Source organism: Mesorhizobium sp. BHscii, assembly GCF_053848065.1.
Genome location: NZ_JBSPKW010000005.1, coordinates 188,268 through 200,493, shown reverse-complemented (window position 1 = coordinate 200,493; position 12,226 = coordinate 188,268). Strand labels below are relative to the sequence as shown.

The following is a 12,226-nucleotide window of genomic DNA, read 5'->3' as shown; positions in this document are numbered from 1 at the left end:
GTTGATCCGGATCGCGTGTGACCTGAGCGGCAGCTTTGCCTGTGGCGCCCGCCATTGGACGCCGTATTCCGTGGCCTGAAGGCCTATGGCTTACTATGCAGGAACCGTGCCAGCTGGAAGAAGCGGCGGATTAAGCAATAAAAACAATCGAGCGCGTGGGCGTAAAGGCTGGAGCGCCGGATTGTCGATGCTCATGCGGCAGTCACGCCATTGTGCAGTAGCACAAATATTGTTCAGTGCACGATAGTGCGCAAGGAATGCTCAACTCGTCGGCATCGCCCAGTCGCGGATAGCGAGATAGTCGTCGATCCTGTCGGGATCGAAGATGCGGCCGTCGAAGAAACCATCGGGACCGAGGACGAGGCTGGCGCCGGCCGAGCCCACCGGGGTGGCAGCGGTCAGGGCACCCTCGACCTTGGCGTTGGCTCCCGGCAGGGCGACGCCGAGCGGCTTCAACGCGGCGCGATAGAGGTCGGGCCGGTAGGTGTCGCGCGCGAGCGCCATGTGGGCAGCGCTGTGCTTGATCTGCCCCCAACGGACCATCTGCGTGTAGAACCACAGCGCATGGCTCTTCCAGGGGAAATTCGCCGCCTTGCCGAAAGGCAGAAAGAAGTCCTCGACGGTCAGTTCCGCGCCGCCGCCCAGCGCAAGATGTCCGGTCAGGATCGGCATCTGCAACGCCGGCGAAACGCCGAGGAAGGAAGGCTGCGCCATCAACGCGGCCAGTTCGCCGCGGTTTGCCGGATCCTGGCACCAGCGCGCAGCGTGATGGAGCGCGCGCAGCAGGGATGAAAGGGCTTCGGGGTGTTTTTCGGCCCAGGCCTTGCGCACGCCGACGACTTTTTCGGGGCTGGTCTTCCAGATAGCGGCTTTGACCGTGGCGATATGGCCGGTGCCGGCGACAACCGAGACGCTGTTCCAGGGTTCGCCGGCGCAGTAGCCGTCGATCCTGCCGGCGGCGAGTGCGTCGGCCATGAAGGGCGGCGGCACGATGACGATTTCTATTTCGCGCGACGGATCGATGCCGCAGGCCGCGAGCCAGTAGCGCAGTTCGAAATTGTGTCCGGAGTGCGGATGCACGACCGCAAAGCGCAGCGCGTCGCGACCGGCATTTGCCCGTCCACGGATCAGCGCTCCCAAGGCCTTGCCGGCTCGCGCCGGATCGAGGTCGGGCAAGGCGCCGTGCGCGGCCATGCCCGCCCAGACCACTTTCGAAACCGTGACGCAATTGCCGCCCAGTCCCAGCGAGAACGGCACGATCGTATCGGAGGCGAGTGGCGTGAGCCCCAGATTGCAGGCGATCGGCATCGGCCCCAGCATATGCGCCAGATCGAAATGCCCGATCGCGATGCGGTCGCGGATGTTGGCCCAGGATGTCTCGCGACTGAGCGTTAGGTCGACGCCTTCGCGCGCGGCAAAGCCGATCTCGCGCGCTGCGACAAGAACCGCGCTGTCGAAGAGCGGTATGAAACCGGCATTGATCTGGTGTTCGGCCGCCATGCTCAACTCTCTCCAGGATTCATAAGGCCTGCCGCCGTCACTAGGCTCTGCGCGATTTCGCTGATCTTGCGGTTCTGGTTCATGGCGGTCTTGCGCAGAAGCGTGTAGGCCGCGTCCTCCGACAGGCCGCGCGACCTCATAAGGATGCCCTTGGCGCGGTCGATGACCTTGCGGTCCTCCAATTCACTGCGGGCTTCTTCCAGTTCGCGCGCCATCCGCGAGAACGCGTTGAAGCGGCTGATCGCCATATCGAGGATCGGCTTGACGCGCTCCTGGCGCAGCCCGTCGACGACATAGGCGGAGACCCCCGCTGCCACCGCAGCTTCGATCGAAGCCTGATCCGACCGATCGACGAACATGGCGATCGGCCGCTTCACGACGCGCGACAGCTGGAACATGTTTTCAAGCATGTCGCGGTTGGGATTTTCGAGGTCGATGACGATTACGTCCGGTTCGATCTCGGCGATGCGCCGCGCTATTCCGGCAACGTCGTGAACGACCGTGACCTGCTCATGCCCGGCCTCCCGCAACCCCGCCTCAATGATGGAGGCGCGGATGTGGTTTTCGTCGATCACCAGGACGGTGAGGGATTTCCGGATCATGCCGCATTTTGCGCACGCCGCGCGATTGTGCAATGCGGCATGTTGAGAATTGACGCAGTTATCGCTTCGGGGACTGCCATATGTTCGCGGAGATGACCCGTTAAGCTTCTTCAAATACCTTTCGTAGGGTCTACTTTGCTTTTCTATCGCCTGCGCTATCTTTCAGTTTGCGAACCTTGTCTCGCTGGCTAGAAGATTGGAGGTTTCCATGGATCGGCGATCATTTTTGACAGGAATGTTTGGCATTGCTGGGGCAGCAGCCCTTGCGAGCGCAGTTCGGCCCATCGACGCGGTAGCCGGCGTACCGGGCGCCCGAAGTGGAATCCTCGATGAACTCGACGCGGCGGATACGGAAGCCTTCGAGGATGAAGATACTCAAGCGGAGCCGGTCCGCCATCGGCGGTGGCACCGCAGGCGGCGGCGCCGGCGGCGCGCTTGGAGAAGGATCTGTCGTCGCGTCTGGCGAAATGGCCTTCCGCGCAGACGGTGCTTTCGCCGGCGTGTTTGGGTTTGGGCCTGGTATTATTAGCAGTCAGTGTGCTGAAACCCTGGTGATTGCCGGGGTTTTCAGCTTCAGGCTAGCCGAAATACAGCGAAATTTTTCAAGGGACCCGCCCGAGTTGTCGGCCTGCGAGTGATAGGCAGGCCTACAACGACTAATTTTCCCAAGAGAAAAATGGTGGAGCCAATCGGAATCGAACCGACGACCTCGTGAATGCCATTCATAAGGCCTGAGTTTCGTTCTGTTTCCGTTCGTTGCACCCTGTTTCCATGTTTTCAACGCAAATCAGCTACGGTGTTTCCGACTGTATCGCGCTGTTTCCTTTTTTGGGGGTGCCCTGGGGTGCCCAAGCGCAAAAATCAGGTTGCGGAAATGGCCCACGGCGAAAGCGCTGTCAAAATCACCAAACGGACGGTTGACGCCATCTAGGCCAACGGGACCGACTTCTATGTTTTCGATAGTGAGTTGATCGGCTTCGGCATCCGCGTTCGGTCCACCGGGGCAATGTCCTACATCGTGCGATATCGCGCCGGCTCGGGAAGCAGCGCGCCGTCAAGCGCGTGACCATAGCAAGGTATTGCTCCTCAAGCTGCCAGCCTTGGGCCTTATCAGCCCCGGCTTTAGAAAACTGCCACCAGCCGCTCCGCTACCCTCCGCTACCGGCCCAAATGCCTAACGCGGAAAGCTCGGCAATGTCGCCATAGATCATCGAACCTTTGACGAGAAAACACTTGTCTCCGAGGACTTCGTAGAGTGAGCTTGATGCGGTGCAAACCGGCAGGTTTCTCTCATTGGCGTACGTCCCGAGAGTCGCGGTTTCGACCTTGCGGTCCTTGGCTTGGGCATAGCCGATGCTGATCGCGACGATGGCGATTGCAATGAGAGTCGTCTTGCGCATATTTAGCCTTTTGAGCCCAGCGCGCTCCTTGGGGCAGCAAAACCGCCACGCATCAAAGTAGCACCGCCCCATGATGGACTTCATCCATCGATTGGATGACGCGGGCTCATCTATATGACCTCGCGCTTGACGAAGCCGCCGACCGCGCTTCGATCGCCCCTTGGCCAAGCGAGACCGCGGAATTGGCCAGAAGGTTCCCGCAATTCGGGTTGCTTTAAAGAAACATTCGGCCTCGCTTTGCGTTCGGCTCTAAGGAGCTGCTCTATGAGCAAGGATGATAGCAAGGGAAGGCCGGGTAGCGGGTCTGTCGTCCCGTTTCTTGCCCGGCGATTGGCCAAGGAAGTTGACCTTGTGTTGCGATCAACACTCCAGGAGCAGCTTGCAGTTGCATTTGAGCGTGCTCTGGAATCCAGCTTTTGTGGCCGCCGACCAAAATGGGACGCGGCAGACCATGGCTGGAATGGAAAGTGTTCTTTATGATCTCCCTTGGCTCTATGATTTAATGGTTCCCCCGAGCCGGTGCGAGGCTTTCTACCGAAATTTGGCCCGAGAACATGGCGGGCCAATTCTGGAACTCGGCTGCGGTACAGGCCGACTAAGTATACCGTTAGCCTCAGACGGCCACGAGGTTGTCGGGCTAGATGCATCGCGCTGGATGCTAGGGACCGCTGCCATAAAGGCCGGTTCAGCAACTCCCCACCTACATTTTGTTCATGGGGACATGCGCCTATTCGGCTTCCCGCAAAAATTCTCACTCATCATTGCGACCTGCAATACCCTTGGGCACCTGACAAATGATGTGGATTTGTCGGTAGTGCTTAACAGAGTTGTCGACCATCTTCAGCCGGGTGGAATTTTTGCGTTCGACATCGTTAATCCTGATCTGAGGGAACTCGCCTCTCCCCTTAAGGAGAAGAGACGCGACAGAGAGCTGATCGCCTATGATCCGATAAATCAGGTGGAGACGGTCAAGCTGACACGTTCGTCTAGTAAACAGCGAGTGGCGCTTGCACCAATGCGATTGCGAACATTCTTTCCCAAGGAGATACCGCCGCGCCTCAGTTTGGCTGGGATGGAAGTCCTGTGGCGTTTCGGTGATTTCGACGGCAGGGAACTCACTTGCGAAAGTTCGAACCAGGTCTTTGTAGCGCAGCGTACTCAATGAAGCTTCGAGAGGAGAGTGCGGCGCATCTACAGTTCCTATGCTGCCGCACAGGGCAAGAAACGCGGCAAACGCCGGAACTTGCCATTGGCTGTCGGGGAGCGCTCGCGCTCGCCCTAGTGTTGGCGCTGTTGTTTTGGCTGACAGGCTCGTCATAACGGCGGTTGCCAAGCTCGCGGCTATGCCTTCGCATGAAGCGTGAATGGACTTGGAACACGTCGTCACCTAGATCGTTGACTGCCGTCATGCCATCCACCTCGATACGCAAATCGGAATATGATCCGGACAGCAGAACCCTCTCGGTGTGGTTCGTGGCGAGCGGCAAACGGTACGAGTTTGAGGACGTGCCGCCGGAAACCTTCGCCGCGTTCAAAGCGGCCTTTGCCAAGGGCCGCTACTTCAACGACCACATCCGCAATCACTTCCGGTACCGTGTAGCGCCTACTAATGGGGACCTCGTTGTGGCGCGCGTTAGGAACAGACAAGTCTAGCTTGACGACGGCACGGAGCCTCACCAATGACCACCAGCCCCCGAAAAGAGCCTAAATTTCCTGCTTCGGCCGGTATCCTTCTAGGGTTAGGCCTAGGCGGCTTTTTCGACGGGATCGTGCTCCACCAAATTCTGCAATGGCACCACATGATCACAAGCGCGGGCTATCCGCCCAACTCTATTGAAAATCTGAAGCTGAACACGATGTTGGACGGATTCTTCCATGCCGCCACTTATATCTTCACTGTGCTTGGCTTGGTCGTTCTGTGGAATAGAGCAAGAAAGCCTCACTTTTGGTGGTCGGCCAATCTGCTTTTCTGGACGATCTTGATCGGATTCGGTCTCTTCAATTTGATCGAAGGAGTTGTTAATCATCAGATCTTGGGACTGCATCACGTAAATGAGACCGTTCCGCGCGATCTATGGATCTTTTGGGACATCGCCTTCCTAGTTTGGGGCGCGGTAATGCTGGCCGGCGGCTTTGTGCTCTATCAAAATTCCAAACAGGACCGTTTTGACGAAGTTCGCCGAACTTAACGGACAACGGCGCCCGCTTTGCTCAACAGTGCTCCGGTGGCCACGACTTTCCTTGCGGCTTCTGGTTCTTCTTCAGTATCCGGGCCTCGCGCGGAGGAAGAACTGTTTCGGCGTCCAAGCTACCGCTGGGACGGTAGCCGGCCGCCCCCGCTATAATTTGTCCGGAGTAGAGCCCGTAAAAAAGGTGCGGCGGGCTTTTTTGCTCGTCCGGGTGGAACCCGATCTGGCGACAATCGTTCGGTGCGGCAACACTGCACCATGCCGTCAGATCGGAGCAACAATGCGGGAAAGGCAAACCTTCACCGATAGAGAAAAACAAGAGAGAAAGGAGCGCACGTCAGATGCTGCGCGGGAATTGATCGAGGTCGAGCGCACGGCACGAGATGCAAAGACAGCTCGGCTCCGGGAGGAGCGATTGAAGGCCGCAACTGCTTTTCCGGAGGCTTCGGCTGCAGAACCGACGCCAGCACCGAAGAAGCGCAAGACAGCGACGGCCCGATAGCTCTCTTGTCGAACGGCTCTTCTCATTCGTTCGGACGTTGCGGGTCTTCACGGACACGTCAATCTTGAAGCTGGCGGGGCTTGACCCCAACCTGGACTCTCTTCCGATGCCCGCTGGCTCCAGCTAGCGGGCTTTTTTGCGTTTCCAGGTTACAGGTTTTTCAAGGGAATGGCCGGAGCCTCTTGGGGTTTGGGGGGCAGGTAGAGACGCCGGCCATGCAGGAAGAGGTCCGTCGGCGCGGCATGCCTAGGCGTCCATTTCCAGCCGATCGTGCACCGGCATGTCATGCCAGATCACTTGCCTGAGATCCCGCATATCGACCGGCTGCGCACAGATCGGGCAGATGTAAAAATGGTCGCCTTCGTTCTTGGGCGGGTCGCCGTGACGCCTGCTGGTGATCGGCGGGCCTAGGTCGGATAGCTTGGTCATCTCCCCTAAACATTCATTTTTGCTAAAATGTTCCGGAACTGAATCCGCGCGTCGGATTTGAGTCTCGTCCGTGGCGGTGGGGTTTCAGTATGCGTAACGGTTCCGGCGATGGCCGGCTGCAGTTCATCGAACCGCTCATGCCAACCCTGGTCGACAAGCCTCCGGAGCGCGACGCCTGGAGCCATGAGGCCAAGTTCGACGGCTACCGTTCGCAGATCATCATCGACGACGCCGGAGTTCGCATTTTCACCAGGCGAGGAATGGGACCGCGAAATACCCGACGCTCGCTGCGACCGCTGCAACGCTTGATGTCGAAGAACGCCATTATTGACGGCGAAATAGTCGTGCTCAACGAAGCGGGACTGCCTTTGCGGAATTGCGTAAGGCCATTACGCGGCGCCAGCACGACCTCTATTTCGTCGCCTTCGATCTTCTGCACCTCAACGGCCATGATCTGCGTGACATGGCGCTGGAGGAACGCCGCGATATCCTCGCTGCCATCCTCCCGTCTGATATTCGCATCCAGTTCAGCCAGGATCTGCCTGGCCACGCGAAGGCGATCTTTCACCTGGTCGACCAGGCCGGCCTAGAGGGCATGGTCTCCAAACGCCGGGACAGCAAGTCTCGCAGCGGCCCGTCGACCAACTGGCTGAAGGCGAAATGCTTCGCCGTTGGCGAGTTCGAGCTGCTGGGCGTTGAGCGCGAGGCCGGCAAGCCGGCATTCGCTCTCATGGGCGAGATCGGCACGCGCAAATATGTCGGATCGGCCTTCATCAATTCGAGCCGGGCGATCCGCGAGCGCCTGTGGAAGCGCGTCCAGGAGCATGCGGGGCCGCCGCCGAAGGGGATGGAGCGGCCGGCGACGCAGTGGGTCAAGCCGGGGCTGATCGGCCGCGTCAAGCACCTGCGCGGCGAGGAAGACCTTCGGCATGCGTCACTGCAGGATTTTCGGGAGGAATGAGGACAGACAGACCACCCCCGCTGCTAGGCCTTCAGCCCGCCGTCGGTACTAGGGGGATCGATCTTCACTAAGCGGTGTGCGGCCTCGATCAGACGCCGTTGCGCTCGGAGCCTGCTGCACAGCGCGATGTTCTCGGCCAGCATTTCTTCTGAGCGTTCAAGCGCGAGCTCGGTCCGGTTGATCCGTTCCCTGGCATTGGCCATCGCGATTTCGTAGGGTTCCATGGTGTTCGTCATGATTACCAACTCCGGGCGGACCGGATCGTTCCCTCGAAGTTCAGCACTGGACTCGCCATCGGTGAGCATCCCGATCGCTTGGCAATGGGGTGCTGTGACCTAGCAATGTGGCAACAGGGACCATCCTCTTTCGCGCCGCAAACTCAATAACCAAATAGGACAGGCCGGCGAGGGTCCTGAGGAGAAGGACTGTTATCAGATAGCTGAGGCCGATCCGCTCCCCGCACGAGTGCGCTGCAAACTATCCGTCGGCAAGTCTCAGTTCCAATCGCAGGCCTCCCCAAACTGCTGCAAGATTTTGGATGCTAGAGTGGCCGGCCGGCGCGCATCATGGCGCGCGCGATGGCGAGTTGCATCTCGACCTTGGCGTTTTCCTTTTGCGTCATGTTGTCGGCGGCGCAGCGAGCGCATCGGTAGTGGGTCAGTTTGAAATTCCGCCCTGATCACAATAGTAGTTCGCGGACCTTACAAGAAGCGTTCGGATGTCTTAGAAGTGGGCAAATGATCCGCTATCGGCGGCAGGAGGCGCATGAAACAAACGCTATTTGTACTAATCTTCCTTTTGCCCTTCCACGCAGATGCGACCGAATTTAGCACCATTAAAGGTAGAGGCTTTGGTTGCCGATCGCTTCAAGATTTTGAGACAGCGGTGAGCTTTGCGAAGCAAGGAAATCAACCTGCGTTCCTGAAATTTTTGCTTGCCAAGATAAATTCCCACGCCTGCGTGACGCTCAAGCCGGCGATGCGGGTCATGCTTGAAAAGCATGGCGAATTAGGCCGAACCTGCGTAAGGCCCGATGGTCAGATCGACTGCTACTGGACAAATAGCAATATACTGCCGAAGTGACCCGATTGGGGATCTAAAATTCAAAGTGGCCCACTACCAGCGCATCACCTCGCCGCGCGCCCATCCGGCATCGACCAACAGTCGACAATGGCCTGAAATCCCGGCTCCATCGCCTCCTGGCAGTCTATCTCCCGGTCCACGTAATCGTGATGACGCCTTGCTCTTTGATGATCACAGATAGCGCTCCCCTTCACTTCGGTGTTCGAAGCAGTGCAGCGGCTGCCTAGGCCTGGCGAAGCCCCAGCCGGCGTGCTTGCCGCACCCAGGATGCTCGCATAAATGATGCTGGACGCCTGGCGCGGTCACCTCTGGCCTCGGCAGGCGAATTTCATCGCTCAAAGCGCATGCTCCGCAGGTTTCACATTGGTGGAAAGATTCCATAGCGCGTCTTGACGATCAAGGAAAATGTTCCTTTTTTGTTCTTATGGCGCATGATCCGATTGATACCCTTGGCAAGGCGACCCGGCACAACATGCTGGTCAAGGCGGAATGCAGCTGCGGTAATGTCCGCTACCACCGCTCGGCCGATCTGATGATGGTGTTCGGCGGCGGCAGAGATCCACAAGCCTCAATTTCAGCTGCGATCGGTGCAAGCCGTCGATCAAGATCACGCTTTTGGAAGTGCATCCGGAACATCTGCCGAAACGTCTCATGATCCACAAGCCGATGAAGGTCGGCGGCAAGATCGAGTGGTTCGTCGAGCGGTTCCGAGGATGAGCGAACGTCTAAAGGTCCGGTTCGCCTATCAACGCGGCTGGCAAGTAGTGGACGGCAGCGCGATCCTGAGCACGTTCGACAAGAAGGAGGATGCCTTCCGGTTCGTACTCAACCGTGGCGCCCGCGCCTGGCTGCAATGGTCAGGACGGTGATCGGCGGGCAGTCACCACCCTATGACTTTGCCGCACAATTCCAGCAGGACAGCGTCGGCCGCATCATGAAAAGAACGCACGGGTCGGAATCAGGGACCTGGTTCTGGACATGCCATGAAAGCGGTGCGCGCGGGACGGTCCAAACCAAGGAGGAAGCCGTCATCGAGGTCGAGCGCGCCTACACTCGCCGGATCGTCAAGACGGACTGGCCCTAGATCCAGCCCATTCTGGGAACCATCGATTAAAAGGCCGAAATTGTTCGCGGGGGTGCCCCGGGGGTGCCCGAGGCTGCACCAGGCAATAGAAGCGGCCGGGGCCGCTTTGCTAAGCTTTTGTATTCGCTAGGAGAAAACTGGTGGAGCCAATCGGAATCGAACCGACGACCTCTTGAATGCCATTCAAGCGCTCTCCCAACTGAGCTATGGCCCCACTCCGGCAGTCTACCGGCGCCGTTGCCGGCGAAGAGATCCGGCGCGGGTTGAGACCGCGCCGTTAGTGCAGCGGCTTCTAACCCCGCCTTCCGTCAATATCAAGCCTTCAAGAGCCGCTTTTTATTAAGACGCCGCGAAAGTCGGCAGGCGCTTGCGCCAGAGGCCCGATCAGACTTCGTCGTCGTCGTCGCCGACGCCGATCATGTCGGCGACATCGTCGTCTTCTTCCTCTTCGTCGGCGAGGAAAGTATCGTCATCCTCGTCACCGAGGTCCACATCGTCCTCGTCATCGCCGAGATCGGGAAGATCGTCGGCTTTCGCATCCTCGTCCGCCTCTTCGAGCGAGACGACCTCGACGCCCTCTTCCTCCTCGGAGTCCACTTCCTTCTCGGCAACTTCCTCTTCCTCCTCGAGGGCGGCGATCTTGCCTTCCTCGAAATAGGAACGCGGGTAGCTCTTGCCGGTATAGGGCGAGACGATCGGATCCTTATTCAGGTCGTAGAATTTTTGACCCGTCTCGGGGTCGATGCGTTTGGTGCCAAGTTCGGGTTTTGCCACTGCAAGCCTCGTCGATGAAAGTTTGGTCCCCATAACCACAGTTTGCGGCGCTGTCAAAGCCTAAAGCCAGCGTCATAAATCGCCGCGTTGAGCGACCTCTTGCAAGGGGATGACCATTTCCGTCCGCCGTGATACGAGACCGCCCAAACCAAAAGAAAAAGGCCGGCCACCGGCATTTTCACGCAGGGAAAAGCCATGTCGCATACTGCCGCCCCGAAACCGGCCACCGCCCGCAAATCGTCAGCGCTTTCAGGCGCGGCGCGGGTGCCCGGCGACAAGTCGATCTCGCACCGCTCGTTCATGTTCGGCGGCCTCGCCTCCGGCGAGACCCGCATCACCGGCCTGCTGGAAGGCGAGGACGTGATGCGCACGGGCGCCGCGATGAAGGCAATGGGTGCGCATATAGAAAAGCTCGGCACCGAGTGGGTGATCCGCGGCACCGGCAACGGCGCGCTGCTACAGCCGGAAGGTCCGCTCGATTTCGGCAATGCCGGTACCGGCTCGCGCCTCACCATGGGCCTGGTCGGCACCTACGACATGGAAACGACCTTCATCGGCGACACTTCGCTGTCCGGCCGGCCGATGGGCCGCGTGCTTGAGCCGCTGCGCCAGATGGGCGTGCAGGTGCTGAAGGCGACGCCCGGCGACCGCATGCCGATCACGCTGCACGGGCCCAAGCACGCCGCACCCATCACCTACCGCGTGCCGATGGCCTCGGCGCAGGTGAAGTCGGCGGTGCTGCTCGCCGGGCTGAACACGCCCGGCGTCACAACCGTCATCGAGCCGGCAATGACGCGCGACCACACCGAAAAGATGCTGAAGGGATTCGGCGCCAATCTGTCGGTCGAGACCGACGAGCGCGGCGTGCGCCACATTTTCATCGAGGGCCAGGGCAAGCTCACCGGCCAGACGATCGCTGTGCCGGGCGACCCGTCCTCGGCCGGCTTTCCGCTGGTGGCGGCGCTGATCGTGCCGGGCTCAGACATTACAATCGAAAACGTGCTGATGAACCCGACCCGGACCGGGTTGCTTTTGACGCTGCAGGAAATGGGCGCCCGGATCGACATTGTCGACCCGCGCAATGAAGGCGGCGAAGATGTCGCCGATCTGCGGGTGCGCTATTCCGAGTTGAAGGGGGTCACCGTGCCGCCCGAACGGGCGCCGACGATGATCGACGAATATCCAGTGCTTGCTGTCGCCGCCAGCTTCGCCGAGGGCGAGACGCTGATGCAGGGACTGGAAGAGCTGCGGGTGAAAGAATCCGACCGGCTGTCGGCAGTGGCCGAAGGACTGAAGCTCAACGGCGTCGACTGTACCGAGGGCGAGGCCTCGTTGGCGGTGCGCGGGAAACCCGGCGGCAAGGGGCTCGGCCGGCACCCCAATGGACGCAACACCGTCGTCCAGACCCATCTCGACCACCGCATCGCCATGAGCTTTCTGGTCATGGGGCTGGCAACGGAAAAGCCTGTGACCATCGACGACCAGGCGATGATCGCGACCAGCTTTCCGGAGTTCATGGGGCTGATGAAGGGGCTGGGCGCGGAGATTGAGTGACAGTACGCTATCGCTGCGAATTTTCACGTTCAGAACCAAGCCAGTCCTGGCTGTGATCTTGTGACTGACTTTCGATTTCTTTGTATGCAACGGCGCAGGCGGTAAAGAAATGGCTAGTCCTGATTTTCAGAAGCCGGGAACCAAGGGC

General features: G+C 59.4%; 16 protein-coding genes, 1 tRNA gene and 1 pseudogene. 9 read left to right on the top strand and 9 right to left on the bottom strand.

Annotated features, from left to right (window positions below; all coding sequences use genetic code 11):
* Positions 1-261: 261 nt before the first annotated feature.
* Together ACWTU7_RS10125 and ACWTU7_RS10120 are read right to left on the bottom strand one after the other, a co-directional pair.
* A complete protein-coding gene (locus ACWTU7_RS10125) occupies positions 262-1,500 on the bottom strand; it encodes a CmpA/NrtA family ABC transporter substrate-binding protein (protein ID WP_455839857.1) in 1,239 nt (412 codons plus the stop codon).
* 2 nt (positions 1,501-1,502) lie between these two features.
* Positions 1,503-2,102: an ANTAR domain-containing response regulator gene (locus tag ACWTU7_RS10120; protein ID WP_455839856.1), complete on the bottom strand. Its 600-nt coding sequence runs from the start codon at positions 2,100-2,102 to the stop codon at positions 1,503-1,505.
* 365 nt (positions 2,103-2,467) lie between these two features.
* Between ACWTU7_RS10120 and ACWTU7_RS10115 the strand changes: the two genes are divergently transcribed.
* On the top strand, positions 2,468-2,740 hold the full coding sequence (locus ACWTU7_RS10115) for a hypothetical protein (protein WP_455846510.1): 273 nt from the start codon (positions 2,468-2,470) through the stop codon (positions 2,738-2,740).
* 510 nt (positions 2,741-3,250) lie between these two features.
* Here the strand turns inward: ACWTU7_RS10115 and ACWTU7_RS10110 are convergent.
* Positions 3,251-3,502, bottom strand: a complete 252-nt coding sequence (locus tag ACWTU7_RS10110) for a hypothetical protein (protein ID WP_455839855.1) — start codon at positions 3,500-3,502, stop codon at positions 3,251-3,253.
* Between the two features lie 397 nt (positions 3,503-3,899).
* Between ACWTU7_RS10110 and ACWTU7_RS10105 the strand changes: the two genes are divergently transcribed.
* The 3 genes from ACWTU7_RS10105 (at position 3,900) to ACWTU7_RS10095 (ending at position 5,691) form a co-directional block, all read left to right on the top strand.
* Entirely contained in the window at positions 3,900-4,667 is a 768-nt protein-coding gene (locus tag ACWTU7_RS10105; protein ID WP_455846513.1) for a class I SAM-dependent methyltransferase, read from the top strand.
* A 188-nt stretch (positions 4,668-4,855) separates the two neighbouring features.
* Positions 4,856-5,155, top strand: coding sequence for a KTSC domain-containing protein (locus ACWTU7_RS10100; protein WP_455839853.1), 300 nt, complete (start codon positions 4,856-4,858; stop codon positions 5,153-5,155).
* A gap of 26 nt (positions 5,156-5,181) precedes the next feature.
* Entirely contained in the window at positions 5,182-5,691 is a 510-nt protein-coding gene (locus tag ACWTU7_RS10095; protein WP_455839852.1) for a DUF2243 domain-containing protein, read from the top strand.
* 748 nt (positions 5,692-6,439) lie between these two features.
* Here ACWTU7_RS10095 and ACWTU7_RS10090 read toward each other — a convergent pair.
* A complete protein-coding gene (locus ACWTU7_RS10090) occupies positions 6,440-6,622 on the bottom strand; it encodes a hypothetical protein (protein ID WP_455839851.1) in 183 nt (60 codons plus the stop codon).
* An 89-nt stretch (positions 6,623-6,711) separates the two neighbouring features.
* Between ACWTU7_RS10090 and ACWTU7_RS10085 the strand changes: the two are divergent.
* Positions 6,712-7,583 (top strand): annotated as a pseudogene (locus tag ACWTU7_RS10085) (ATP-dependent DNA ligase).
* 23 nt (positions 7,584-7,606) lie between these two features.
* Here the strand turns inward: ACWTU7_RS10085 and ACWTU7_RS10080 are convergent.
* Entirely contained in the window at positions 7,607-7,819 is a 213-nt protein-coding gene (locus ACWTU7_RS10080; protein WP_455839850.1) for a hypothetical protein, read from the bottom strand.
* A gap of 529 nt (positions 7,820-8,348) precedes the next feature.
* Between ACWTU7_RS10080 and ACWTU7_RS10075 the strand changes: the two genes are divergently transcribed.
* The gene (locus tag ACWTU7_RS10075) at positions 8,349-8,666 is read left to right on the top strand and encodes a hypothetical protein (RefSeq protein WP_455839849.1); all 318 of its coding nucleotides are present in this window, start codon (positions 8,349-8,351) and stop codon (positions 8,664-8,666) included.
* Positions 8,667-8,837: 171 nt separating this feature from the next.
* Here the strand turns inward: ACWTU7_RS10075 and ACWTU7_RS10070 are convergent, their stop codons facing one another.
* Both ACWTU7_RS10070 and ACWTU7_RS10065 read right to left on the bottom strand, forming a co-directional pair.
* Positions 8,838-9,047 (bottom strand): hypothetical protein, encoded by a 210-nt coding sequence (locus tag ACWTU7_RS10070; RefSeq protein ID WP_455839848.1) that lies wholly within the window; start codon positions 9,045-9,047, stop codon positions 8,838-8,840.
* Entirely contained in the window at positions 9,025-9,231 is a 207-nt protein-coding gene (locus tag ACWTU7_RS10065; RefSeq protein WP_455839847.1) for a hypothetical protein, read from the bottom strand. Before ACWTU7_RS10065 ends, ACWTU7_RS10070 begins: the two co-directional genes overlap by 23 nt.
* A gap of 148 nt (positions 9,232-9,379) precedes the next feature.
* Here ACWTU7_RS10065 and ACWTU7_RS10060 point away from each other — a divergent pair, with 148 nt between their 5' ends.
* Together ACWTU7_RS10060 and ACWTU7_RS10055 are read left to right on the top strand one after the other, a co-directional pair.
* Positions 9,380-9,535: a hypothetical protein gene (locus ACWTU7_RS10060; protein ID WP_455846509.1), complete on the top strand. Its 156-nt coding sequence runs from the start codon at positions 9,380-9,382 to the stop codon at positions 9,533-9,535.
* A complete protein-coding gene (locus ACWTU7_RS10055) occupies positions 9,520-9,750 on the top strand; it encodes a hypothetical protein (RefSeq protein WP_455839606.1) in 231 nt (76 codons plus the stop codon). The genes ACWTU7_RS10060 and ACWTU7_RS10055 overlap by 16 nt, the downstream gene beginning before the upstream one ends.
* A 138-nt stretch (positions 9,751-9,888) precedes the next feature.
* Here the strand turns inward: ACWTU7_RS10055 and ACWTU7_RS10050 are convergent.
* A tRNA-Ala gene (locus tag ACWTU7_RS10050) sits at positions 9,889-9,964 on the bottom strand.
* A gap of 170 nt (positions 9,965-10,134) precedes the next feature.
* Positions 10,135-10,524 carry a TIGR02300 family protein gene (locus ACWTU7_RS10045; RefSeq protein WP_095517696.1) on the bottom strand — a complete coding sequence of 130 codons (390 nt, stop codon included), beginning with the start codon at positions 10,522-10,524 and terminating at the stop codon, positions 10,135-10,137.
* A 195-nt stretch (positions 10,525-10,719) separates the two neighbouring features.
* Here ACWTU7_RS10045 and aroA point away from each other — a divergent pair, with 195 nt between their 5' ends.
* Positions 10,720-12,078, top strand: coding sequence for a 3-phosphoshikimate 1-carboxyvinyltransferase (aroA, locus tag ACWTU7_RS10040; protein WP_455839607.1), 1,359 nt, complete (start codon positions 10,720-10,722; stop codon positions 12,076-12,078).
* Positions 12,079-12,226 lie beyond the last annotated feature (148 nt).

Coding starts and splice junctions, on each gene's coding strand:
- ACWTU7_RS10125 (WP_455839857.1), bottom strand. CDS start 1,500: ATGGCGGCCGAACACCAGATCAATGCCGGTTTCATACCGCTCTTCGAC.
- ACWTU7_RS10120 (WP_455839856.1), bottom strand. CDS start 2,102: ATGATCCGGAAATCCCTCACCGTCCTGGTGATCGACGAAAACCACATC.
- ACWTU7_RS10115 (WP_455846510.1), top strand. CDS start 2,468: ATGAAGATACTCAAGCGGAGCCGGTCCGCCATCGGCGGTGGCACCGCA.
- ACWTU7_RS10110 (WP_455839855.1), bottom strand. CDS start 3,502: ATGCGCAAGACGACTCTCATTGCAATCGCCATCGTCGCGATCAGCATC.
- ACWTU7_RS10100 (WP_455839853.1), top strand. CDS start 4,856: ATGAAGCGTGAATGGACTTGGAACACGTCGTCACCTAGATCGTTGACT.
- ACWTU7_RS10095 (WP_455839852.1), top strand. CDS start 5,182: ATGACCACCAGCCCCCGAAAAGAGCCTAAATTTCCTGCTTCGGCCGGT.
- ACWTU7_RS10090 (WP_455839851.1), bottom strand. CDS start 6,622: ATGACCAAGCTATCCGACCTAGGCCCGCCGATCACCAGCAGGCGTCAC.
- ACWTU7_RS10080 (WP_455839850.1), bottom strand. CDS start 7,819: ATGACGAACACCATGGAACCCTACGAAATCGCGATGGCCAATGCCAGG.
- ACWTU7_RS10075 (WP_455839849.1), top strand. CDS start 8,349: ATGAAACAAACGCTATTTGTACTAATCTTCCTTTTGCCCTTCCACGCA.
- ACWTU7_RS10070 (WP_455839848.1), bottom strand. CDS start 9,047: ATGGAATCTTTCCACCAATGTGAAACCTGCGGAGCATGCGCTTTGAGC.
- ACWTU7_RS10060 (WP_455846509.1), top strand. CDS start 9,380: ATGAGCGAACGTCTAAAGGTCCGGTTCGCCTATCAACGCGGCTGGCAA.
- ACWTU7_RS10055 (WP_455839606.1), top strand. CDS start 9,520: ATGGTCAGGACGGTGATCGGCGGGCAGTCACCACCCTATGACTTTGCC.
- aroA (WP_455839607.1), top strand. CDS start 10,720: ATGTCGCATACTGCCGCCCCGAAACCGGCCACCGCCCGCAAATCGTCA.